Below are 22,880 nucleotides of genomic sequence, written 5' to 3'. Positions count from 1 at the left end.
GAGTCGGTGGCCAGTCAGCGCGGGATGCCGATGAAGGCTGCGACGTCAGGGAGGGCCAGGTGGGTGTCGACCGCTGCCTGATCCGCGTGGCGTTCGCGGATCAGGCAGCGGCCCGGGTGCGTCGGGTCGTGCCGGAATCCGTGGTCGAGTACACCGGGCTCGGTGGCCGCGGCCTTCGCGAGAGCGGTGATGGCGGACTCGAAATCGGCGGTGTGCGTGCGTGCGATGTCCGGACCCACGGTCAGTTGGATCGCCATATGCGCAGGCTAGGGCTTGATGTGCGATCGAGGGAAAGACCGGTACGGGATAGACTCAGAACGGATTGTTATCAATCGGCAGGGAGGGCATGTGGCGCCGGACACGGTGAGCCTGCGGTACTTCCTGGTGCTGGCGCAGGAGTTGAACTTCACCCGCGCCGCCGCACGGATCGGTATCGCCCAGCCCGCACTCAGTGCCCGGATGCGCCGATTGGAGGCGGAACTCGGTACGAGCCTGCTGGTTCGCAACACGCGAAGCGTCGTATTGACCACGGCCGGTGCGGCTTTGGCGGAGTCCGCGCCGCCCGCGCTGGCGGCGCTGGACCGGGCATGGGACACCGCCCGGAATGCAGGGGCCGGTGAACTGGGCACGCTGCGCATCGGATACAGCCTCAGCACGGGGGCCGAGACGGCACCGGCCCTGGTGGACAGGCTCATTCGCAGCAGCCCGGGACTTGAGGTCGGCGCGGTCCCGATGGCGACACCGGAGATCTCCCCCGCGGTCGCTGACGGCCGCATCGACGCGGGGATCACCCGCGGTGAACAGCCGGGTCGTGGCGTGCGCCGGTTCCTGCTGCGGCGTCAGCGCGTTGGGGTCCAATTGGCACAGCATCATCCGCTGGCCGAACACCCGGAGATCGAGATCGCCGATGCGGCCGCGTATCCGCTGCGACTTCCCGACCGTACGGCCAACCCCGTGATCCACGATCAGCTGTCCGCACTGTTCCGTGACATCCGGCCAAACCCCCGATTCCACACGCCCGCAGTCTCCTTCGACATGTCACAGCGCGACCTACGCGACGGGCTCACCCTCGCCCCGGCCGGTGAAGCCGCGGCCACGACATCACCGGCCGGTCTCACGTGGCGACCGCTGCAGGGCGCACCCACCTTGACGATCCACCTGGTCCTCCCGCGCGTGCCGTCACCACTGCACCGCCGCATCCGTACCGTCGCCAAATCTCTGGCGCACGAGCTGCACTGGCTGCCGGACTGACGCGCAAGAGGTCAAGCGAGACGGACATCTGCGGTGGCGAGGCCGAAGACCTTGCGCCGGGCGGGGCGCGCGTCAGGTCGAGGGCGCGCCACGCGGCCTCGTTCATCCGGGGTCGGTGCGGTCGGCGAAATCTTTCATGAGGTCAGGGCTGGTCGCCTACGAGAGCGATGGCGCGCGTCTCGGGAACTCCCAGCATCAGCAGGCTCGTGATCGTCGCTGCTCGGGCGCCGAGGGTCCCGTTCGGCAGGTCGCTGTCCGCGATGGCGAACACGACGCCGTAGGCGACCTGGCTCAGAATGCCCGCCGGCAGGTGCTGTGCGAACACCTCGGTGTCCTGGCCCCGTTTCACGAGGTCGGCGAGGAGTTCGTCGACTGGCCCGAGCAGGGCGTGGATCGCCTCGCCGTACTCGCCACGGCGCAGCGCCAGCAGCACTCGGTACCGGTGCGCCACAGGCCAGAGGCGGTCGATGAATTCGACCCACGCCGCGTCCGCTTCCGCGTCGGAGGCGTTGACATCGGCGAGCACGGCTGTCATCTCGGCGACGGCCCGTTCCGTGAGTGTCCGGACCAGGTCGAGGCGCGAGGGGAAATGGTCATAGACCGTGCGACGGACGACGCCGGCGGTGGAGGCGATCTCGCCCATTCCGGCGTCGGGGTTCTCTCCCAGCAGATCGAGGGCGACGCCGAGGATGCGTTCGCGTGTCTCGTTCATCGAGCGCGCACGGGAGGACTCGGTGGGCACGGCACCAGTATTGCACACCGGTGTACAGTGAGATTGACTGTACAGCAGTGTGCAGCGAGAGTTGTGCTGCGCTTCAAAGCTCAGGAGAAGAGAAGAAGGCCATGACCGCACCGACGCCACCTGCGTCGACCCTCGTCCGCCCGTTCACCGTGTCGATCCCGGAATCGGAGATTGACGACCTCAAGCAGCGACTGGCCAGAACCCGGTGGCCGGATCCGGAAACGGTGGGCGACTGGTCGCAAGGGGTTCGTGTAGAGAACGCCAGGTCTCTGGTCGACTACTGGGAGCGCGGCTACGACTGGCGGCGCTTCGAGTCCGAGCTCAATCGCTTCCCCCAGTTCCTGACCGAGATTGATGGGCTGGACATCCACTTCATCCACGTCAGGTCCAAGAATCCCCACGCGATGCCGCTGATACTCACGCATGGATGGCCAGGCTCGATCGTCGAGTTCCTGAAGCTGATCGGCCCGCTGACCGATCCGGTTTCGTTCGGGGGAGACGCCGCCGACTCATTCGACGTCGTCGTCCCGTCGCTCCCCGGGTTCGGGTTCTCCCAGAAGCCCACGGAGACCGGGTGGACCGTCTCGCGCATCGCCAGCGCATGGGTGGAGCTGATGAAACGTCTCGGCTACACGAGATGGGCCGCGCAAGGCGGCGACTGGGGTGCCGTCGTCACCACCGCCCTCGGGGCCATGCAACCTGAGGGGCTTCTCGGAATTCATCTGAACACCCAGTACGCCTTCCCCGCTCGGATACCCGACACCTTGTCGCCCGAACAGCGCTACGCCGTGGAGACCCTCGCCCTCTATACCGGCGATCTCGGTGGGTCGAACCACCTTCAGGGCACGAAGCCGGAGACGGTCGGATTCGCCCTGGCGGACTCTCCCGCCGGCCAGGCAGCCTGGATCTACGAGAAGTTCCAGTCCAAGACCGACAACCACGGGCTCGCCGAGGACGCTCTCAGCATCGACGACATGCTTGACGCGATATCCCTCTACTGGTTCACCAACAGTGCAGCGTCGTCCGGCCGCATCTACTGGGAGAACAGATCGCTCACTTTCGCCGGCCCGAAGGTGACGCTGCCGGTCGCGGTGACCGTCTTCCCGAGGGACATCCCACGCGTGCCACGTAGCTGGATCGAAGACACCTACAGCAATCTGATCCACTACGGCGAGGCCGACAAGGGCGGGCACTTCGCGGCCTTGGAACAGCCCGAGATCCTGGTCAGCGAAATCCGCACCGGCCTGCGCACCCTTCGATCCTGACGCCAACGCGCGAGCTCAGCTGACGATAAGCGTGTCTTGTACGGCCGCGCCGCCTGCTCGGTGCTGGCCGGGCGGCTGGTCGGCACCTTGACCGACCGGTTCACCGGCTGGCAGGTGTCGGCCCGGCTTGCGGCACTCACCGTCGTCGGCGTGCTCGTGGTCGCGATCTTCACCGAGCCGGTCCCGATCGTCGTCGGCACGGCGTTGACCGTGTGCGGGTTCGCCGGCGCCCAAGCCGTACTGGTGAGCCTCGCACCGGACCTGGTCGCCGCGGACGACCGCGACACCGCACATAGCCTGCTCAACTTCATGAACGCCTCGCGGCACTCCCCCTGGCCGGACTCGTCCTCAGCCTGACCCGGCGCCCTACCGCCGACCGCCGCCCCGAACCCGACGCCACGCGTGGGCGCCCGCGACGACGGTCCACCTGCATCTGATCCGATAACTCCCTGACCAGTAAGGAGCCTTGCCATGTCCGCCGAGCCATTCGAGGTCGGCATCACCGAAGCAGAGATCGAGGACCTGCGTGAACGATTGCGACGGACACGGTGGCCCGAGCGCGAGCCGGTGGACGACTGGTCACAGGGTTTGCCGCTGGCGTATGCGCAAGAGCTTTGCCGCAGCTGGGCCGAGGACTACGACTTCGGGTTCGCCGAGCGGCTGAACGTGTTCCCGCAGTACCGCGACACGATCGACGGGCTGGGCATCCACTTCCTGCACGTCCGCTCGCCGGAGCCGGACGCGTTCCCGCTCGTGCTCACGCACGGGTGGCCGGGTTCGGTGCTCGAGTTCCTGGAGGTCCTCGGCCCGCTGACCGACCCGCGCGCGCACGGCGGTGACCCTGCGGACGCGTTCCACGTGGTCGCGCCGTCGTTGCCCGGGTACGGCTGGAGTGACAAGCCGTCGACAACCGGGTGGGGCATCACTCGCACCGCGCGCGCCTGGGACACGTTGATGGTCTCGCTGGGTTACGAACGATACGGCGCGCAGGGCGGTGACTGGGGTTCGGCGGTGTCCGCGGTGCTGGGCGAGGTGGCGCCCGAGCGGGTCGCCGGCGTGCACCTGAACCTGGGATCCGTGGCGGCGGGCACGTTCGACGACCCGACGCCCGCGGAGCTGGCGAATCTCGAGGCCGAGAAGGAGATGCAGCGCACCGGCCGGGGGTACTCGGCGATCCAGGCGACCCGGCCGCAGACGCTCGGCTACGGCCTCACCGACTCCCCGGCGGGACAGGCCGCCTGGATCGCCGAGAAGTTCTGGGCGTGGACGGACAACGACGGCCATCCCGAGGACGCGTTGTCGCGGCAGACGATCCTCGACGAGATCTCGGTCTATTGGTTCACCGCGTCGGCCACTTCGTCGGCGCGCCTGTACTGGGAGAGCTTCGCCAACTTCCGGGACAAGGTGACCGCGCCATCCGGGCTGTCGGTCTACCCGCGCGACATAACCCGCCCGTCGAGGCGGGAGGCCGAGCTGCGGTTCACCGACCTGCGCTGGTTCGAGGAGCTGCCGCATGGTGGCCACTTCGCCGCGCTGGAGCAGCCGGAGTCGCTGGTCAAGCAGGTGCGCGGGTTCTTCCGCCTGTTCCGCTGACTGTCCGGTCTTGTCTGCACCGCCCGCCTGCCGCTGTCGAGCGCCACCCTGAACCATCTCGCCGACCTGATACGCAGCCATCTGAAGAAGATCGGCTCGCCGTGGCGGGCCCGGCCCACAGGAAAGATCGCAGGGATCGTGCTGGCGGTCCTGCGCTGTGACCAGCGGCCCGGCGACCTGGTCCGCAACAACCCCGACCAGACCATGACCGTCGACCCCTGCCACCTGCAGCTCCTCTACCAGGGCAAGTCCCCCACCGCGAGCGGCCCCTACGACCGACTGCCCTGGCGGCCGGGTCTCCTCACCCTGCAGCGCTGACCTGCCTGATCCACGGTGATCGCGATCGGGTGCGGTGCGCCGGCGCGTAGACGAGCGGTCTACGGCGTGGGCGCCGGCGCCGCCTGGCCGAGAGGTCCGCAGCCCGACGACCCCACCGCTGGGAGAGCTGAGCGACGATGAGGAGGCCCCGGCCGCCTTCGTCGGAGAGGCGGGCGCGTCGCAGACGCGGGGCTGTGCTGCTGGCGTCGCTGACCAGTTCGCTCACCACGAGTTCCGCGGTGAAGGCGGCTTCCTGCTGGTGCCAGGCGGCCAGACGCTCACCGGCGGGCTCACGGGCCAGGGCCACGACGGAGGATTCGGCGGCAGTTCCATGAAGGTCCGGTTCCGCATACCTGGCCACCTGATGTACCTTCTGCGCGGCGTTCGCCGGACTTGATCAGCGGTTGGAGGACTGGGCGTACCGGAGGGCCGGACGTTCCTGATCAGGCCGGACGGCGAGTGCGACGTCCTGTTGAGACGTGGGAGGGCAGGTCCTGAGCGTGTGCTCCGGACCTGCCCTCCCGTGCGTCGTCAGATTGCGGCGGGGACGGGGTCGCGGGTTGGTGCGGGCGTCGGGCCGGGCTCGGCTGTCTCCGCAGAAGGAGCGGGGGCAGGGGCGTATGGAATGTCGCCGCGCAGGACGGCCTTGGCGCGGTCCTCGTCGAGTTCGCCCTCCCAGCGGGCGACGGCCAGGGTGGCGACGCCGTTGCCGACCAGGCTGGTCAGGGCGCGGGCTTCGGACATGAACCGGTCGACGCCGAAGATCAGCGCGAGGGCGGCGACGCGGACGTGGGGGACGGCGCTGAGGGTGGCGGCCAGGGCGATGAAGCCGGAGCCGGTGACGCCTGCGGCGCCCTTGGAGGTGAGCAGCATGACGGCGAGCATGGCCAGCTGCTGGGTGAGGCTGAGGTGGATGCCGAGGGCCTGGGCGAGGAAGACCGAGCCCATGGTCAGGTAGATGGCGGTGCCGTCGAGGTTGAAGGAGTACCCGGCGGGCAGTGTGATGCCGACGACGGGTTTCGAGGCGCCGGCGTGCTGGAGCTTGGCCATCATGCGCGGCAGGACGGGCTCGGTGGAGGAGGTGCCCAGGACGATCAGCAGTTCTTCCTTGATGTAGCGCAGGAAGGGCAGCAGCCGCAGTCCGTTCAGGCGCATCACGGTCCCGAGGACGACCAGGACGAAGAGGAGGGCGGTCAGCCAGAACGAGCCGACCAGCAGGGCCAGGTGGCGCAGGGTGCCCAGGCCGTAGTGGCCGATGGTGAAGGCCATGGAGCCGAACGCGCCGATGGGGGCGAGCCGCATGATCCAGCGGATGAGCGTGAACAGGACCGTGGAGAACTTCTCGACGCCCCGGGCGATGCTCAGGCCGGCCTCTCCGCTGGCGTGCAGGCCGAAGCCGAACAGCACCGACACCAGCAGCACGGGCAGGATCTCGTTGCCGGTCAGGGCGCTGACCAGGGTGGCCGGGATGGTGGCGAGGAGGAAGGCGGCGAAGCCCTCGTGGGCCGTGGTCGCTTCCGGCGGCAGGGCCTTGGTGGACAGGGTCGAGAGGTCGATGTGCAGACCGCTGCCCGGCTTGACGACGTTGACGACGACCAGGCCGATCACCATGGCCACGGTGGTCAGCACCTCGAAGTAGACCAGGGCCTTCAGGCTCACGCGGCCGACTGCGCGGGCGTTGCCCATGGAGGCGATGCCGTGGACGACCGTGCAGAAGATGATCGGTGCGATGAACATCTTCACCAGCGCGATGAAGCCGTCGCCGAGCGGCTTGAGGTCAGCGCCGAAGGACGGCCACAACCCGCCCACGGCGGCGCCGAGGAGGACGGCGATCAGGCACTGGACGTAGAGGTGGGACAGCATCCGGCGGATGCGGCCCGGTGGTGCGGTGACGGTACCCGGGGCGGCGTCGTTGCGGCTCATGCGGGGCGTCCTTCCAGGACGGGAACGAGGAGTTCGGCTCGGGCGATACGCCGGGCGGCGCGGTGCAGCAGCACCGTGGGGGACGCGCCGTCCGGTGCGGGGACGGCTTGGGTGGTGACCACGCCGGCGGGGGTGCCCAGACGCAGCGTTCCGTCGGCGGTCTGCCGGGCGACGCGGTGGGCGAGGGTGCCAGGGGTGGCGGCGGCCGTGGCCAGGGCCACGGCGGAGGTCAGGCCGATCGCCGGGTGCGGGGCGTGCATGGAGACATTGCGCACGGCCAGGTCGTACTCGTCCTGGTTGATGAGCATGCCCTGTGTGGTGCGATAGGGGGCAGGCCGGGCGACGATGCCCACCTTCGGCACCGCATGGCTGACCGGATCGCCGTCGCGGGCCAGGCCCATGGCCAGCGCTGCCTGGCGCCGCAGCAGCGTCAGCGCGGGCACCGCGGTGGCGAACGCGGTGAGGGATTCCGTGCCGTCGAGGCCGAACGCCTTGGCCTCGAAGAGCGCGGCCGGCGCGCCGGCGTCCACCAGGGATGCCTCGACGGGGCCGTCCGGGCCGGTCAGCTCGTCCAGGGCCCGGCCGGTCGGCAGAGCGTGGCCGGTCGTCGAGCCCGCCGGGTCCTGAAACCCGAGCAGGACCGGCACGCCCCGTGCCGAGGTACCCGGGACCACGGCCGTGCCCTCCTCCGGAGCCACGCCCGCGGGGGTGGGGATCGTGCCGGTGAGACGTGCCCCGGTGTTGACGTTGAGCATGCGGACGGTGGTGGTGTCCGACGTGATCGGCACGAGGTCGTGGTGGACGGCGTACAGGGCCACGGCGGTGGCGCAGTTGCCGCAGTTGCTGGCCCACTCCACCCGCTCGTCGCCGATGCCGACCTGTGCGAAGGCGTACTCGACATCCACACCGGGCTGGGTCGACGCCTGTACGACGGCGGCCTTGGAGGTGGTGGAGGAGGCGCCGCCCACGCCGTCGATCTGGCGGGGGTCGGCGGCGTTGAAGGCGGCGAGCAGGAGGGCATCGACGTCCACGCCCGTGGCGGCCACGTCGCGGTGGTCGAAGATCCAGCACTTGCTGGTTCCTCCGCGGATCATCTCGCCCTGCAGACGCAGCACAACCGACTCCTCACAGCCATGAAAGGGGAAGTCCACCGACGGTCTCGCCGTGCGTGGTGTCCTCCACGGTGGGTTACGGCAGCGTGAAGTACAATCTCGGAAATCTGCATGGCTATTAAGGTGAAGTGAACGCTGGAGGTGGCGGCATGCTCGACGTCCGGCGCATCCTGCTGTTCACGGAGGTCGCCCGGCGCGGCTCGGTGACCGCGACAGCCCGCGCCCTCAACTACACACCGTCAGCGGTATCGCAGCAGATCAGCCGCCTGGAAACGGAGGCAGGCCAGCCCCTGCTGGAACGCCACGCCCGAGGCGTCACCCTCACCGACGCCGGACGGGCGCTGGCCGAGCGAGGGCAACGGATCGCACGCGAACTGCAGGCCGCGGAGAACGAACTCGCCGACTTCGCCGGCCTGCGTGCGGGCACGCTGCGCATCGGCACTTTCCCTACCGTCGGCGCCTCGCTCCTCCCGCAGGCGGTGATCGCCTTCCGGGACGCCCACCCCGACGTACGGCTGACCGTCCGCAGCGCCCGCATCGCCGGGCTCTGGACGATGCTGGAGAACCGGGAGATCGAGATGTCGCTGATGTGGGACTACGACTGGAGCCGGATCGACCGGGAGGACATCGTGGTCACCCCCCTCCTCGATGACCCGCCGGCCCTTCTCGTCAGCGACCACCATCCACTCGTCGGCCGCGACGCCGCCTCATTGGCCGACTTCGCACACGATTCCTGGATCACCCGCGCCGAACAGCACCCGGTGGCCGAAGCCCTCGTCCGTGGCTGCCGCGCCGTCGGCTTCGAGCCCCACATCGCCTACGAGGCCCACGACTACCAAGAAGCCCAGGCCATGGTCGCCGCCGGCATCGGCGTCGCCCTCGCCCCCACTCTGGCCCTGGAGGGCATCCGACCCGGCGTCCACGTCCTGCCGCTCCTGCCCCCGGCCCCGGTGCGCCGCATCCTCCTGGTACGCATGAGCGACCACGCCCTGACCCCGGCCGCCGAGGCCTTCGCGGGGTTCCTGCGGGACAGCGCGGCGGTCGCCGGGCGGCGATGAAGCCCCGGCCAGGACGCCCACGATGTACGAGGCCTCGAACACAGGTCAGCAGCACCGCCAGGTGGAGGACGGTCACTCCGGGCGCCCAGGCGCTGGAGAGCTTGCCGCCGAGGATCAGGGACACTTCCAGAACCGCGAAGAACAGCAGGAGCCCACCGCTACGAGGTCTTCCTCCAGATGTCGTCGTCGACGATTTCCGCTCATGCGGCCGCCGCGGCACTGGCGGCCGCTCGGGGCGCCGGGGCGGCGTGGTTCACGTCCGGGCGGCGAAGTGACGCGCCCTGCGTCTGCGCGTGCGGCTGGGTGGGGTGATGTGCCGCGTCAGGTCGCTTCGTCGTCAAGGAGGCCCAGCAGGATGATGTCGAGCGCGTCGGCGAGCCGCTGGCGGAGGTCGAAGGGGGCTGGTTCCTCTCGGATCCAGCGCAGGACGGCCGTGAAGTAGCAGGTGGCCAGCAGTTGTCCCGCCTGGCCGCAGTCGACGCCCGCCCTGGTCTCCCCGCGCTGCTGCCCCTGTTCGACGATCCTGGCGAGTTCGGTCTCCAGGGACGGGTCCTGGAGGAGGATGTCGTCCCGCCCGGCCACGATGCACACCGCTCGACCAACGACCATTACCAGACTCCTCTGATCTCCAGAGTCATACGCAGGCCGGCCGCTGCCCTGGTGAGGCTGAATCTCTTCGGCCGCGGTTGGCAGGGCTCAAGTCCCAGCTCACGCATGACACGGCGGTCCAGCTGAGCCTGTTCGATCAGCGGCAGGGAGTCGCGCGCGCCGTCCGCCGGTTCCTACGCCGCAGGTGATGGTCCGGCAAAGGTCTTCCAAGTGGGGTAGACGGTGGGCGGCGGAGTAGCGCATGTGCTGCTCGACGGTCATGATCTGGCCGCCGTGTGACGGGTGAAGAACTCCTCCGCCGCGTGGAAGCGTTGTGGGTCAGGTACACGCAACCGACATGGTGGTTGATCCGCGTCAGCGGTCCCGGCGCCCCGTCAGGAAAGACTCCACCGCTGGCTCGTCGCGCCTGTGCCCGCTTCTTGCTCCACGGCCGCCCGGCTGGTGGTCGAGGCGTTCGCAACACTGATTTCCAGGTCGCTGCCCACGCCGGCGAGCATGTAGGTGCTGTCGGTGTAGCTGCCGACCAGGTCGAGGAACCACTGCTGGTTTGTCCCGCCGTTACAGGTCCACTGCTTCAACTGGACGCCGGTGTCGGTCGATTGGTTCGGTACGTCCAGGCACAGGCCGCTCTCCACGCTCTTGAGCGTGTAGATGTTGTCCGCCACCCGCGTGAGCGTCCACTGCTGGTTCGTGCCGCCGTTGGACGGCCACTGGATGATCCTGGCGCCGTTCGCCGTGGAGCCGCTCATCACGTCCATCAACAGGGAGCTGTTGACGTTCTTCAGGGTGTGGACGCCCTCAGCGGGGATCCCGCTGTCGGCCGTCCAGGTTCCCGCTGAGGTGTCGAGTGACCAGGTGGGGTACTGGCCGAGGTTCACCGTGGTGCCCCTGACGGTCAGGGGCAGCCAGATCAGTTTCGACGCGCCGAGGTCGGAGGTGTTCCAGCGGTCGCCGGCGTAGATGTAGGTGGTGCCGGAGGAGCCCTGGACGGTGATGACGTTCGCCGTCTGGCTGCCGTAGGTGCGGGTGCCGGGCGCGGCCAAGTTCCGGAAGGACGACCAGGGGCCGCCCAGTGACGTGGCGGTGGCGTAGATGTTGTCGTTGAGGCTCCAGCCCGTCAGGCGGGAGCCGAAGACGTAGTAGGTGCCGTCCTTCTTGATCATGGCGGGGGCCTCGACGCTGCCGCTGCTGCCGCTGCTGCCGAGCACCGCCACCGCGCTGTCCACGGACAGGTAGTCGGCGGACAGTTTGTCGACGCGCAGGCCGTTGTTGCGGTCCTCGCTCAGCAGGTAGCCGGTGCCGTCGGTGTCCTGAAACAGGCCGAGGTCGCGGCTGAGTTGGCCCAGCGGCCGGAAGCTTCCCCGGTAGGTGTAGGGGCCGCACGGGGTGCTGCTGGTCGCCACGCCGACCTTGGCCTCGGAGTAGTTCCTGCTGTCGATGTGCATGTACATCACGTATGTGCTGGTCGACTTGTTGTAGATGACCTTGGGCCGCTCCACGATGCGGCTGGGGCCGAGGTCGCCGCTGCTCTGTCTGCTCAGCGCCTGGCCCTGGTAGGCCCAGCTGGCGAGGTTGGTGGAGGTGTAGCAGGCGATGTCCTGGAAGGACGTGTCCGACGAGGTCTCGCCGGTCTTGTCCTCGCCGAAGCCGTACCAGGTGTCTCCCACCTTGATGATGCCGAGGCCGTGCAGTTGCAGGGTGTTGCCGTTCTGGTCGGTGCGTGCGGCACCCGTGGTGAACGACACCGTGGCCGCGTGCGCCTCGGTCGCCGGAAGCAGCAGCGCCGCAAGGCCTCCCAGGAGGGTCAGGAACGCTGCGGCACCGCGCCACCGTCGGCCGGCGGGCGGCCGGGGAACTCCCTGGAACATGTGCGTCCCTCTCGGTCGAGGTTTGACGATCCGTTGATGTCGCGGGGACCAATGAGAGTCGTGGCACGTTCGTGGCGTCAAGGATCGCGTTCGAGTTTGTTGAATTCATGACCGGCTCTGGGGGCACCTAATGGGGCTCGCAGGGTCGCAAGTCGCCCAGAACGTCCGGGATTTCGGACATGTAAGGGGGCGGATGCGAGGGGTTGACCTTTGGGTCTCGGGAGGCGTAGAAACCTGGCGACGGTCAGAATCTGTTACTTGTTGGTTTAGATTGTTGGAAACCATGCCCCAGCGAGGTGGGCCGACTGTGAACATGCCAGGGCGTCAGGGACCTTCCCGCCGCAGGGTGCTCAAGGGCGCGGCTGTCACCGCCGCAACGGCCGCGCTGGGCATCGGCAGCGCGTATCCGGCCGAGGCCGCAGACGCCTCGGTCACCGCAACGTCGCTCGACGGCACCACCAGCATCACCATGTCGCTGGCGGGCGGCTCGCTCCAGTGGTCGGCCCGGCGTAACGGCGCGGCATTCGTGGCCAGTTCGGCCATGGGGCTGCGGCTGAGCGACGGAACCGCCCTCGGCACCGACGCCGTTCTGACGAACTATCGGCACTGGCACGTCGACACCACCTGGAACCCGTTGTACGGGCGCAACGCGACCGTCTCCGACGCCTACCAGGAGATGCGCTGGAACCTCCGGGACAACCGCACCTCCATCAACTTCGGTGTCCAGATCCGGGCCTACGCGACCGGCGTCGCGTTCCGTTACGTCCTGCTGGACTCGGGCACCGCCACCATCGCCGGTGAACTGACGACGTTCGTCTTCCCGGACGGCACACTCGTCTACAGCGCGCGGGACGAGGACGACTACAACCCGGTCGCGCCCGGCTCCATCCCGTCCACCGGAACCTCCTCCACGGACACCGGTCCCCTGACCGACCTCCCCCTCACCGCGACCTACAGCAGCGGGCTCATCGCCTGCGTCTGCGAGTCGGCCCGCACCGACTACCCCCGCACGATGCTCAGTTCGGTCTCCGGACAGCCCAACACCCTCGCGGCGTACCTGATGCGGCACACGGCCCGCGGCTCCGGAGCGGTCCAGACGACCTCCACCGTCACCACACCGTTCGCCACGTCCTGGCGCGCCGTGGTGATCGGCTCCACCCACGCCGAACTGGTCGACAACGCGGAGCTGGTACTCAACCTGGCCCCGGCCGGTGCCCTCGCCGACACGTCGTGGATCAAGCCGGGCAAGGTCTTCCGGTGCAATCTGACCACCGCGGACGGGCTGGCGGGCGTCGACTTCGCCGTCGCCCGCGGCCTGCAGTACATCGAGTACGACTCGGGGTGGTACGGCCCCGAGCACACCTCGACCGACGCCACGCAGCCGATCCCCGCCATCGACATGCCCAAGGTCATCTCCTACGCCGCCGGCAAGGGAATCGGCGTCATCCTCTACGTCAACCCCATGGCCATGAGCAGCTCGGACAGCCTGTTCGCCCTGTACCGGAGCTGGGGCGTGGCGGGCGTCAAGCTGGGCTTCATCAACGACGGCACCCAGGCGATGACGAACCAGATCCTCGCCTGGGCCAGGACGGCGGCGACGCACAAGCTGCTGATCGACATGCACGACGACGTGCGGCCGTTCGGCTACGAGCGGACCTGCCCCAACTGGATCAGCATGGAGGGCGTGCGGGGCAACGAGCACTTCCCGACCGCCACCCACAACGTCACCCTGCCCTTCGCCCGCAACATCGGCGGCCCGATGGACTACACCATCTGCTACGGCCAGTCCCGCGACCGGACGACGAACTCTCACCAGATGGCGATGGCCGCCGTGTACTACCAGCCCCTGAACTTCCTGTACTGGTACGACGCCCCCTCGAAGTACTCCACCCCCTCCAACTGGCCCGGGCTGCCCTGGTTCGACGCCATCCCCACCGTCTGGGACCAGAGCCGGACCCTCGCCGGTTCGATCGGCGAGTACATCGCCGTCGCCCGGCGCAGCGGCACCACGTGGTACCTGGGGGCGATGACCAACGAGACCGCCCGGACCCTCTCGATCCCGCTGTCCTTCCTCGGTAGCGGCACCTACACCGCCACGATCTACGCCGACGGAACGCCGGGCAGCAGCCCGTGCCAGACCCCCGTCGCAGTGAGCACACGGACCGTGACCTCGTCGACCACGCTGCGCGTCGCGATGGCCCCCGCGGGCGGCCAGGCAGTCGTCCTGAGCCAAGGATGAGCGGCCGTAACCTGGGATTTCGCCGGATCGGGGCTGGTCCGCAAGGGGTGCCCGCCCCCTTTACGCCCTACGGCACCCAGCTCGATGTCCTCGTCCACCGCAGCGGGCGACGTCGTGGCCCCTTTTGCGACAGTAGTACAGGTCCGTCTCGGCGAAGAACGGGCGACTGTCCATCGACCGCGCCAAGGTCAAGGCCGAGAGCGTCTCGACGGCAGTACTTGCTGACCTGCTCGCACGGCTGCTGATTTCGCCCGAGCGGGGGCACCCCCACCGAGGGCTCTCTGCGCCTTGCGATGCACGGCCCCAGACCACGGGGACTGCATCGGACGCCCATAGTGCAAGGACCCCTTAAAGGACAGAGCCAGGATGCCGGGGTCCTCCACGGTGTGGACGACAGATGCAGGACCGGAGGCGAGGGTGAACTCGCCCGGGGCTCGCAGTTGGGCGAGGGCCAGTCCGACGGCCTGAGCTGTCTCGGCACGAACAGGGGCCGCACGGGCGAACGAACCCTCACCGTCCGGGTGCGGTCCACCTACGAGAACGGTGGCCGGCAGGTTGTCGTCGGCGATGCCGCGCGAGCGCACAAGGCGCGCTCGATACACCGAGGACTCCGGGGCGGTGTCGTGGAGGATCGCCAGGGGCTCGGAGGGTGAGGGTGGACAGGCGGGTGCCGAAACCCGACTGACACAGGCTCGCCAGTCCGACAAGATGTCCGTTTGTCGTACTGGCGAGTGAGAGGCAGTCCGCATGCCGCACCCTGCACCGCGACCGATTCCCGAGCCGACCGACCTGCTCACCGCGGAACTGGTGGTGGACATGGCCGCCCCCGTGGCGCCGGCCATCTCGCCGGACGGTCGCCTGGTCGCCTACGGCGTGGTCGCGAACAGCGGAACGGACGGACGTCCGCACAGCTCTGTCTGGGTCGCCGCCGCCGACGGCAGCGCAGCCCCGCGCAGGCTGACCGACGGCACGGCCCGCGACGCCACCCCGAAGTGGGCGCCGGACTCGGCATTTCTGTTCTTCACCTCCGACCGCGAGGAGCGGGACACCGCTCAACTCCAGCGGATCCTTCTGGACGGCAGCGAGGACACCGCCAAGGCTGAGTCCCTGGCCAGGTGGCGCGGGGGCATCTGCGACTACTACCCGCTCGCCGACGGCCGCACCGTCGCGCTGCTCACCGAGGACGAGCCCACCGTGGAGGACGAACGCCGGGAGGCCGAGGGCGACGACGCGAAGGTCTGGGGCCGGCACCTCCCGGTCACCCGGCTGCGCCTGCTTGACCTGGCGACCGGCGTGGTCCGCACCGTGGACGGCCTCGGAGACCGCCATGTCGTGGAGGTGACCCAGCGTCCGGACGGCGGCCCGCTGGCCGTGCTGAGCTGGGCCACCCCCGAGCTCGACCCCGGCGTCACGACGGCAAGGCTGCAACTGGTCGCCCCGGAGACGGGAGCCGTCCAGGACCTGGGCCCAGTCGGAGTCGAGGCCCAGTCCCCGGTCTGGTGGAATCACGACGATGCATGGCATCTGGCCCACCTGGCGGTGACCCCTGGGCACTTGGTAGGCGCGCTCGCGGTGATCGACACGGTCCCGCCGGCGTCCGGCCCGACCGTCGAACAGCGCAATCTCACGGTCGGCGTGTCCGCCTGCCCCACTGAGCTGGTGCAGGTTGCTGACGGGCCGCCGCTGGCGCTGTTCGCCGACGGGCTGGATACCGCGCTGTACCGGCTCGATCCGCAGTCGCTACGCTTCCACCGATTGTCCTGCGCGCCCGGCACGCTCGCCGGGCTCACTGCGAGTCACTCGGGAGAGAGCCTCGCTGTGCTGATGAGCACCGCGCGCGAGCCCAAGAACGTCCACGCGGGGCCCACGGGCGGGCCACTGCTCCGGCTCAGCGACACCAGTCCCGAACTGCGCAGGATCCGCTGGGGTGTCCAGGAACGGCTCAGCTACCGGGCGTCCGACGGACTCCAGCTGGACGGCCTGCTGATCCTGCCTGCAGGCCGGACTCGGGACGAGGGTCCGTTCCCGCTCGTCACCATGGTCCATGGCGGCCCTTACTTCCGCCATGCCGACGAGTTCACACTCAATGCGGTCGACTGCGGCCAGTGGCTGGCGACCGCCGGATACGCGGTCTTCCTGCCCAATCCCCGGGGCGGGTCGGGCCACGGCCATGAATTCGCCGCCGTGGTGGCGGGCGCGGTGGGCGGCGACGAGTGGACCGACATCCTCACCGGGATCGACCTGCTGGTCGCCGAGGAAGTCGCCGATCCCGAACGCCTGGGCATTTCCGGCTGGAGCCACGGCGGTTTCATGGCGGCCTGGGCCATCGGCCAAACCGGGCGATTCAAGGCCGCCATGATGGGCGCCGGCATCAGCGACTGGGGCATGCAGGCCGGGACCGGCGAGTGGGGATTCATGGACGCGGCGCTCGGCGGCAGCACCGGCTGGAACGGGCCGGAACCGCACATCCACGACCGGAACAGCCCGATCTCCTACGTGTCCCGGATCCGCACGCCGATCCTGATCCTGCACGGCGAGCAGGACACCAACGTCCCACTCGGCCAGGCGGTCCACTTCCATCGCGCACTGCGCCACTTCGGCGCCGAGCACGAGTTCGTCGTCTACCCCCGAGAGGGCCACGGGCTTCACGAGCGCGTCCATCAACTCGATGCCCTCAGGCGTATCCGCGCCTGGTATGACCGCTGGCTGTAGGCCCTCACCAGGGTGGGCACTGGGTCGTGATCAATGAGTGGTGAAAGCAAAGTTCTTTGATCCAGATCATCGATGTGCGTAACTGGAGGCCGGCGAGGTAGCTGCCCGGGGTCTTGCCGTAGCGGGTGGCGATGCCTGGCCATGCCTTGAGCTTGTTGATCACGTAGGAGGCGGTTTGGGCATGGCGTGCACCGTGGAGCGCCGTCCAACCGGCCGACCGCCGCCCCTGCCAGTCCGGATGGAACGGCGCTTCCGAGGACAGATGGATCAGGCGCCGTCGGAGCGCAGTGCGCGGGCATGTCGCAAGCTGCTGATAGGCGGCGTGCCACTCTTTCTGAGTGAGGGCAAGGTCGTCAGGAATCGGTCTCACGACCGAATCCAATCATGTGTTCGAATTTCTTCGCACTCCAGAAAACCTGGTTCTCCACTGTGTCGTGTCGCAGTGGGCCGACCCACCGTCTGGCCCATGTCATGGATGACGCTGGTCAGTGCAGTCGTCGGGGCCCTGATCGCGACGGTTTCCACCGCCATTCCCGTCGACGCAGACGTCCACGTCGGCAGGCCCGTAGAGATCTGGGGCTGGGCCTGGGCACACGAGCCCGTGACGCGCGTCGACGTCAGCGTCGACGGCGGACAGAGATGGACGTCCGCCGAGGTGACATCCCGCACGGGGCACGCCTGGCAGCGCTTCACGCTCACCTGGACTCCCTCGTCGGTCGGCGAACACATCCTTGCCTGCCGCGCCACGACAAACACGGGCGCGACACAGCCCTCGACACCACGCCGTAACCGGACCCACCAGCGCGTCGTCTTCGTAACCCAGGAGAAGACGTCACCAGCATGATCGTCGGAAATTTGCCCGCCACGTTCACCAGCTTCGTGGGTCGGCGGGAGGAGGTTGCCGAGGTCCGCCGTCTGCTGGGGGCGGCGCGGTTGGTGACGCTGACCGGTGCGGGCGGAATGGGTAAGACGCGGCTGGCGCTGGAGGTGGCCGCGGCCTCGGCGAAGGCGTTCCCGAGCGGGGTGTGGCTGGTGGACCTGGCGTCGGTGCACGAGCCGTCGGCGGTGGCCGACGTTGCCGCGGGCACGCTGGCAGTGGCGGACGTGGGTACCCGGCCGCTGGTGGAGTTGCTCGCCGCGTACCTGTCCGGGCGGCGGGTACTGCTGGTTCTGGACAACTGCGAGCATCTGGTGGGGGCTTGCGCGCAGCTGGCGCAGCAGCTGCTGTCGGCCGCCCCTGAGCTGGGGATCCTGGCGACCACCCGGGAGACGCTCGGTGTGACGGGCGAGCATGTCCTTGCGGTGGCGCCGCTGCCCCTCCGCCATCTGCCCGAACTGCAACATCACGCTCGCCGAAGCCAACTCCGCCTCGATGGACGACCTCGGCACGGCCGTGAACGAAGCCGTCAGCCTGGGCGCCACTGCCGTCTCCAACAGCTACGGCGGCTCGCAGTCCTCTTCCGGCACGACGTACGACTCCGAGTACTTCAACCACCCGGGCGTCGCCACCACGGGCAGGATGACGGTCCGCGCTGTCTCGGCGGCCTGTGTCATGCCTCTCCCACCCCGAGCTTCGGTTCCCGCGGCCCGGCGTCCGGGGAGCGCCGCACCGTTTCCCAGCCGTCGTATGTTCGATCGCCCCGGTTCGCCCCGGGATACCGAGGAAACGGCCCGGCCAAGCACCTCGGCCCACCGGCGCCCGAGCGCCACCGGGACGGCACCCGTGTTTCTGCGCCCGTGGCGCGGCCGCGAGATGATCGTCCCCGCGGACGCGCCGCGACGACGAGGAGGCCCACGCATGACACGCCCGATCACGGCAGGGGTGGACGGTTCCGAGGAGAGCCTGGCCGCACTGGACTGGGCCGCCCGCGAGGCGGTACGGAGGGGGTTGCCGCTGCGGGTGGTGCACGCGTGGCGCTACACCGAGCAGCTCGCCACGGCCGACCGGAGCGCCCAGCACGGGTGGGTGTCGGACGGCGTGACACAGGCCGTGCGGGGCGTCGCCGAACGGCATCGGGGTCTCGACCCGGCCGTCGACGTCGTCGAGGGCGACCCCGTGCACGCGCTGGCCCGGGCGGCGTCGGAGGCCGAGATGCTGGTGCTGGGCTCGCGGGGGCACGGCCCGGTCGTCGGGTTCCTGCTCGGCTCCGTCGGCCAGCAGGTGATCGCCGAGGCGAGCCGGCCGGTCGTGCTCGTGCGCGCCGGGGACGAGCCGGCCGCCGAGGCCGCCGGGCGGGACGTCGTGGTCGGGCAGCAGGGCGACGGCGACGACAGCGCGGCCGCGCTGCGGTTCGCGTTCGAGACGGCGGCGGCGCGCCGTGCGACCGTCCGGGCCGTGCGGGCGTGGACGCTGCCGCCGGTCTTCGCCTACAGCCCCGGCTCGCTCAAGCTGCTGGACGACGCCGGCGGCCTCGAACCGTACGAGAAGGAGGCCCTGAGCGAGGCGCTGAAGCCCTGGCGGGAGCGGTTCCCCGGGGTGCCGGTGGCCGAGCAGGTCGAGATGGGGAGCGCGGGCCAGGTGCTGCTGGAGGCGGCCGGCCGGGCCCAGCTGATGGTCGTCGGCCGGCGCGCGCACCGTACGGCCGTGGGCGCCCGGATCGGGTCGGTCGCGCACGGGGTGCTGCACCACGCCGGGTGCCCGGTCGCCGTCGTCCCGCACGACTGAGCTACTCGGGGCCGGTGGGCCCCAGGGCCGCCCGCGCCCCGGGCAGGACGTTCTCGATGTAGTCCGCGACGGCCGTGCCGAGGCCGATGTCGTGCTGTGCGCGCTCCGACAGGTACCAGCGGTGTTCCAGGAGCTCGTGGTAGATCTGGGCCGGGTCCATCGAGCCGCGCAGGTCCGGCGGCACGGCCCGCACGGTCGGCCGGAACACGTCCCGCACCCAGCGGTGGGCGAGCACCTCGGGACGGGCGGCGAGGGGATCGCCGGGCGCGTAGTCGTCCTGGGTGGCCATCCAGCTCTCCAGGTCGCCCAGCAGCCGCCGCGCCTGGTTCTCCTCGGTGTCCAGGCCGGTCAGCCGCAGCAGCTGGCGCTGATGGTGGCCGGCGTCCACGACCTTCGGCACGAAGGCGACCGAGTCTCCGTTGGAGGAGTGCTCGATCTGCATCTCGGCCACGTCGAAGCCCAGTTCGTTCAGCCGGCGGATGCGGCGCTCGATGTAGTGGTACTTGCCCGCCGGGTACACCGAGGTCCGGGTCAGCTCCTGCCACAGCCCCTGGTACCGGGTGCAGATCTCGTGCCCGAACTCCACCGGGTCGACCGACGGGTGCAGCGCGCCGGACGCCTCCAGGTCCAGCAGCTCGCCGCTGATGTTCACCCGGGCCAGGTCGAGGTCGTACTCCCGCTGCCCGGGACTCAGGCGCGGGTGCAGGTCGCCCGTCTCGGCGTCGACGAGATAGGCGGCGTAGGCGCCCGCGTCGCGCCGGAAGAGGGTGTTGGACAGCGAGCAGTCGCCCCACGCGAACCCGGCCAGGTGCAGGCGGACCAGCAGCACGGCGAGGGCGTCCATCAGCCGGTGCATGGTCGCCGGACGCATGGTCGTCTCGAACATGGAGCGGTACGGCATCGAGCCGCGCAGATGCCGCGTGACCAGGACCGGCTCCAGCGGTTCGCCCGCGCCGTCGGTCCGGCCGGTGACCACCGCGAGCGGGTCGACGGCCGGGATGCCGAGCCGGTCGAGGTCGCGCAGCAGCTCGTACTCGCGCAGCGCGGGCCGCTCGGCCAGCTCCTTGACCGCGATCACCTCGTCACCGGCGTGCGCGTACCGCACCACGTGCCGGGAGATGCCCCGCGGGAGCGGCACGAGGTACTCCTCGGGCCACTCCGCCAGGGGCACGTCCCAGGGCAGGGCGAGCAGGAGCGCGGGGTGCTCCGGGTTCGTGGCGTTGATCTGCAAGGCCATGACACGAACCCTAAAGCCCCGCGCGGGAGTTCCGGAAAGCCCTTTTCCGACCTGAGGGGGCCTAGGAAGCCCGCTCCAGGGCCAGTTCGGCCGCCGCCCGCACCGAGCCCCGGTGGACCGGCCCGTGCCCCGGCAGCAGGATGTCGCCCTCCAGCTTGCCGATCGCCTTCAGGGAGGTGAGCGCCTGGGCGCGGTCGTGGTGGAAGAAGTCGGTCAGCAGCTGCGGGCCCTTGATCCGCGAGATCGCGTGCCCGCTGACCAGTGCGTCGCCGGAGATGACGATCCCCGCGTCGGGCAGGTGGTAGACGCAGTGGCCGTCGGTGTGGCCGGGGGTGTGCACCGGCATCGGACGGCCGGGCAGGTCCAGCGGGCCGTCGGCCGGGAACGGCTCGGGCGCGGTGACCGGGTGCTGTTCCATGCCGCCGACCCGGAGGGTGTGCACGGCCCAGGGCAGGACGCCCGGCCGCCAGATGTTGCGCACCACGTCGCCGACGGCGGCCTGCTGGAGGAACTCCCGGCGCGCGTGCCGGACTTCGACGGGATGCAGGACGACCGGGGTGCCGTGGGTGGCGCGCAGGTACTCCGCCGAGCCGAGATGGTCGTTGTGCGCGTGGGTGATCAGCACGGCGGCGACCGCCGCCGGCGAGCTGCCCACCGCGGCAAGGGACTCCAGGACCCCCTGCCGGTCCCCGGGATAGCCGGTGTCCACCAGGGTGACGGCGTCGCCGTCCTTGAGGATCACCCAGTTGACGTTGCTGCCGTGCACCAGATAGGTGCCGTCGGCGACTTGGTGTACTTCTGCCCGCATGGTCTCCCCGCCCGGGTGGCCGCTGATCGTCGCCGGACAGCCAACCAGATCGGGTGCCGTCGCGCACCGGCGGGTGCCGCGCACGTCACCGCACGCCGCGCGGCCGGAACTGGATGCTGATGCGCGCTCCGGCGGCCCGCGTACTCTTCGGCACGCAGTGCTCCCACGTCCGCTGGCAGGATCCGCCCATCACGATCAGGTCGCCGTGCCCGAGCGGGCGCCGCACGGTCGCGCCGCCCGTGCCGAGGGGCCGCAGCAGAAGATCCCGGGGCACGCCGACGGAGAGGATCGCGACCATCGTGTCCTCGCGGGCGCCCCGCCCGATCCGGTCCCCGTGCCAGGCCACGCTGTCCCGGCCGTCGCGGTAGAAGCACAGCCCGGCCGTCGTGAACGGCTCGCCCAGCTCCGCGGCGTAGTGCCGGGACAGGGTGTCGCGTGCCTCGTCCAGCACGGGGTGGGGGAGCGGCTCCCCGGCCGCGTAGAAGGCCAGCAGCCGTGGCACGTCCACCACGTGGTCGTACATGGTGCGGCGCTCCGCCCGCCACGGCACGTCCGCCACGAGCCGCTCGAACAGGGCGTCGGCCCCGCTCAGCCACCCCGGCAGCACATCGATCCAGGCTCCGGCGCCGAGCTCGGTCCGGCGCAGACCGCCGAGCGGGCCGAGGCGCAGCTCGTCGGTCTGGTCGAACAGGGAGCCCTGGAGGTGCGTGGACATAGGTCCAGCGTACCTCGTAATCGAAAATGCGTTCCCTTTTTCTGGGGAGGGTGGCGGTCGCCGGGGGTCTTTCGATACGTCGATGTATCGGATACATTCGCGTATCGAATGGAGGATCGATGCCGATGCCGATGCGGATGCCGTCGAGCGACACGCCCAGGCGCGTCACCCGGCGCCGTGTCGCGACCCGGGCCCGGCTGCTCGACGCCGCCTTCACGGTGTTCGCCGCCAAGGGATTCGGCCGCGTCTCCATCGAGGAGATCTGCGAGGCCGCCGGGTACAGCCGCGGCGCCTTCTACTCGAACTTCGCCACCCTGGACGAGCTGTTCTTCGCGCTCTACCAGGACCGCGCCGACCTCATCGCGGCCCAGGTCGCCGAGGCCCTGGCCCAGGACGGGCCCGGCCTCGACGTGCCGGCCGCCGTGGACCGGGTCACCGAGGTGCTGCTGCTCGACGTGGACTGGCTGCTGGTCAAGACCGACTTCCTGGTGCACGCCGCCCGCGACCCGGAGGTCGCCCGGGCCCTCCTCGACCACCGCGCACGCCTGCGGGAGGCCGTCGCCGACCGGCTGTTCCGGGCCCGCGGCCACACCGAACTGCCCGCCGTGCTCGGCGACGTGGACAGCGCCGCGCACGCCGTGGTCGCCGCGTACGACGGGGTCACCACCCAACTGCTGCTGGACAAGGACGTCGAGGCCGCGCGGGCCTGGCTGAAGCAGCTGCTCACCGCGCTGCTGACCGACGGCAGCCGCACCCCCGTCTGAG

20 protein-coding genes and 2 pseudogenes are annotated in these 22,880 nt (G+C 69.8%); 11 read left to right on the top strand and 11 right to left on the bottom strand.

Annotated elements, in window-relative coordinates; genetic code table 11:
- Positions 1–14: 14 nt before the first annotated feature.
- Complete coding sequence (locus AC4OXY_RS09390; protein WP_491993652.1) at positions 15–257, bottom strand: putative quinol monooxygenase; 243 nt, start codon at positions 255–257, stop codon at positions 15–17.
- 91 nt (positions 258–348) lie between these two features.
- Between AC4OXY_RS09390 and AC4OXY_RS09385 the strand changes: the two genes are divergently transcribed.
- Positions 349–1,251, top strand: coding sequence for a LysR family transcriptional regulator (locus AC4OXY_RS09385; RefSeq protein ID WP_376293251.1), 903 nt, complete (start codon positions 349–351; stop codon positions 1,249–1,251).
- Positions 1,252–1,393: 142 nt separating this feature from the next.
- On the opposite strand, the gene AC4OXY_RS09380 is transcribed toward AC4OXY_RS09385, so the two are convergent.
- The gene (locus AC4OXY_RS09380) at positions 1,394–1,993 is read right to left on the bottom strand and encodes a TetR/AcrR family transcriptional regulator (RefSeq protein WP_491993651.1); all 600 of its coding nucleotides are present in this window, start codon (positions 1,991–1,993) and stop codon (positions 1,394–1,396) included.
- Positions 1,994–2,094: 101 nt separating this feature from the next.
- On the opposite strand from AC4OXY_RS09380, the gene AC4OXY_RS09375 reads away from it, so the two are divergent.
- From AC4OXY_RS09375 to AC4OXY_RS09360, 4 genes and pseudogenes are all read left to right on the top strand, one after another.
- Complete coding sequence (locus AC4OXY_RS09375; protein ID WP_491993650.1) at positions 2,095–3,258, top strand: epoxide hydrolase family protein; 1,164 nt, start codon at positions 2,095–2,097, stop codon at positions 3,256–3,258.
- Between the two features lie 36 nt (positions 3,259–3,294).
- Positions 3,295–3,615, top strand: a complete 321-nt coding sequence (locus tag AC4OXY_RS09370; RefSeq protein WP_402067539.1) for an MFS transporter — start codon at positions 3,295–3,297, stop codon at positions 3,613–3,615.
- Positions 3,616–3,729: 114 nt separating this feature from the next.
- Positions 3,730–4,851 carry an alpha/beta fold hydrolase gene (locus tag AC4OXY_RS09365; protein ID WP_491993649.1) on the top strand — a complete coding sequence of 374 codons (1,122 nt, stop codon included), beginning with the start codon at positions 3,730–3,732 and terminating at the stop codon, positions 4,849–4,851.
- Positions 4,852–5,022: 171 nt separating this feature from the next.
- Positions 5,023–5,169: pseudogene (locus AC4OXY_RS09360) on the top strand (non-reducing end alpha-L-arabinofuranosidase family hydrolase); the annotation flags it as partial.
- On the opposite strand, the pseudogene AC4OXY_RS09355 reads toward AC4OXY_RS09360, so the two are convergent.
- From AC4OXY_RS09355 to AC4OXY_RS09345, 3 genes and pseudogenes are all read right to left on the bottom strand, one after another.
- A pseudogene (locus tag AC4OXY_RS09355) lies at positions 5,153–5,491 on the bottom strand (ATP-binding protein); the annotation flags it as partial. The pseudogenes AC4OXY_RS09360 and AC4OXY_RS09355 overlap by 17 nt on opposite strands.
- A gap of 209 nt (positions 5,492–5,700) precedes the next feature.
- Positions 5,701–7,092 (bottom strand): C4-dicarboxylate transporter DctA, encoded by a 1,392-nt coding sequence (dctA, locus tag AC4OXY_RS09350; RefSeq protein WP_491993648.1) that lies wholly within the window; start codon positions 7,090–7,092, stop codon positions 5,701–5,703.
- Positions 7,089–8,207: a PrpF domain-containing protein gene (locus AC4OXY_RS09345; RefSeq protein WP_491993647.1), complete on the bottom strand. Its 1,119-nt coding sequence runs from the start codon at positions 8,205–8,207 to the stop codon at positions 7,089–7,091. Before AC4OXY_RS09345 ends, dctA begins: the two co-directional genes overlap by 4 nt.
- A 146-nt stretch (positions 8,208–8,353) precedes the next feature.
- On the opposite strand from AC4OXY_RS09345, the gene AC4OXY_RS09340 reads away from it, so the two are divergent.
- The gene (locus AC4OXY_RS09340) at positions 8,354–9,262 is read left to right on the top strand and encodes a LysR family transcriptional regulator (RefSeq protein WP_402067543.1); all 909 of its coding nucleotides are present in this window, start codon (positions 8,354–8,356) and stop codon (positions 9,260–9,262) included.
- Positions 9,263–9,583: 321 nt separating this feature from the next.
- Here the strand turns inward: AC4OXY_RS09340 and AC4OXY_RS09335 are convergent, their stop codons facing one another.
- Positions 9,584–9,871 carry a hypothetical protein gene (locus tag AC4OXY_RS09335; RefSeq protein WP_356036488.1) on the bottom strand — a complete coding sequence of 96 codons (288 nt, stop codon included), beginning with the start codon at positions 9,869–9,871 and terminating at the stop codon, positions 9,584–9,586.
- Positions 9,872–10,245: 374 nt separating this feature from the next.
- Complete coding sequence (locus tag AC4OXY_RS09330) at positions 10,246–11,739, bottom strand: RICIN domain-containing protein (protein ID WP_491993646.1); 1,494 nt, start codon at positions 11,737–11,739, stop codon at positions 10,246–10,248.
- Between the two features lie 313 nt (positions 11,740–12,052).
- Here AC4OXY_RS09330 and AC4OXY_RS09325 point away from each other — a divergent pair, with 313 nt between their 5' ends.
- On the top strand, positions 12,053–13,978 hold the full coding sequence (locus AC4OXY_RS09325) for a glycoside hydrolase family 97 protein (RefSeq protein WP_491993645.1): 1,926 nt from the start codon (positions 12,053–12,055) through the stop codon (positions 13,976–13,978).
- A gap of 747 nt (positions 13,979–14,725) precedes the next feature.
- Positions 14,726–16,690, top strand: coding sequence for a S9 family peptidase (locus AC4OXY_RS09320; protein WP_491993644.1), 1,965 nt, complete (start codon positions 14,726–14,728; stop codon positions 16,688–16,690).
- Positions 16,691–16,694: 4 nt separating this feature from the next.
- On the opposite strand, the gene AC4OXY_RS09315 is transcribed toward AC4OXY_RS09320, so the two are convergent.
- Positions 16,695–17,060 carry a hypothetical protein gene (locus tag AC4OXY_RS09315; protein ID WP_491993643.1) on the bottom strand — a complete coding sequence of 122 codons (366 nt, stop codon included), beginning with the start codon at positions 17,058–17,060 and terminating at the stop codon, positions 16,695–16,697.
- 96 nt (positions 17,061–17,156) lie between these two features.
- Here AC4OXY_RS09315 and AC4OXY_RS09310 point away from each other — a divergent pair, with 96 nt between their 5' ends.
- Together AC4OXY_RS09310 and AC4OXY_RS09305 are read left to right on the top strand one after the other, a co-directional pair.
- Positions 17,157–17,534 carry a molybdopterin-binding protein gene (locus AC4OXY_RS09310; RefSeq protein ID WP_402067551.1) on the top strand — a complete coding sequence of 126 codons (378 nt, stop codon included), beginning with the start codon at positions 17,157–17,159 and terminating at the stop codon, positions 17,532–17,534.
- Between the two features lie 954 nt (positions 17,535–18,488).
- The gene (locus AC4OXY_RS09305) at positions 18,489–19,355 is read left to right on the top strand and encodes a universal stress protein (RefSeq protein WP_356036500.1); all 867 of its coding nucleotides are present in this window, start codon (positions 18,489–18,491) and stop codon (positions 19,353–19,355) included.
- A 1-nt stretch (position 19,356) separates the two neighbouring features.
- Here AC4OXY_RS09305 and AC4OXY_RS09300 read toward each other — a convergent pair whose 3' ends face one another.
- The 3 genes from AC4OXY_RS09300 to AC4OXY_RS09290 all read right to left on the bottom strand — a co-directional run bounded on the left by AC4OXY_RS09300 (position 19,357) and on the right by AC4OXY_RS09290 (position 22,115).
- Complete coding sequence (locus AC4OXY_RS09300) at positions 19,357–20,592, bottom strand: DUF4032 domain-containing protein (RefSeq protein ID WP_356036502.1); 1,236 nt, start codon at positions 20,590–20,592, stop codon at positions 19,357–19,359.
- Between the two features lie 61 nt (positions 20,593–20,653).
- On the bottom strand, positions 20,654–21,400 hold the full coding sequence (locus AC4OXY_RS09295) for an MBL fold metallo-hydrolase (protein ID WP_491993642.1): 747 nt from the start codon (positions 21,398–21,400) through the stop codon (positions 20,654–20,656).
- A gap of 85 nt (positions 21,401–21,485) precedes the next feature.
- The gene (locus tag AC4OXY_RS09290) at positions 21,486–22,115 is read right to left on the bottom strand and encodes an alpha-ketoglutarate-dependent dioxygenase AlkB (protein ID WP_356036508.1); all 630 of its coding nucleotides are present in this window, start codon (positions 22,113–22,115) and stop codon (positions 21,486–21,488) included.
- A 119-nt stretch (positions 22,116–22,234) separates the two neighbouring features.
- On the opposite strand from AC4OXY_RS09290, the gene AC4OXY_RS09285 reads away from it, so the two are divergent.
- On the top strand, positions 22,235–22,879 hold the full coding sequence (locus AC4OXY_RS09285) for a TetR/AcrR family transcriptional regulator (RefSeq protein ID WP_376293281.1): 645 nt from the start codon (positions 22,235–22,237) through the stop codon (positions 22,877–22,879).
- Position 22,880 lies beyond the last annotated feature (1 nt).

The organism is Streptomyces sp. HUAS MG56 (assembly GCF_058673395.1).
Note: the sequence above shows the minus strand (reverse complement) of the source record. Positions and strands in the feature narration are given on the sequence as shown.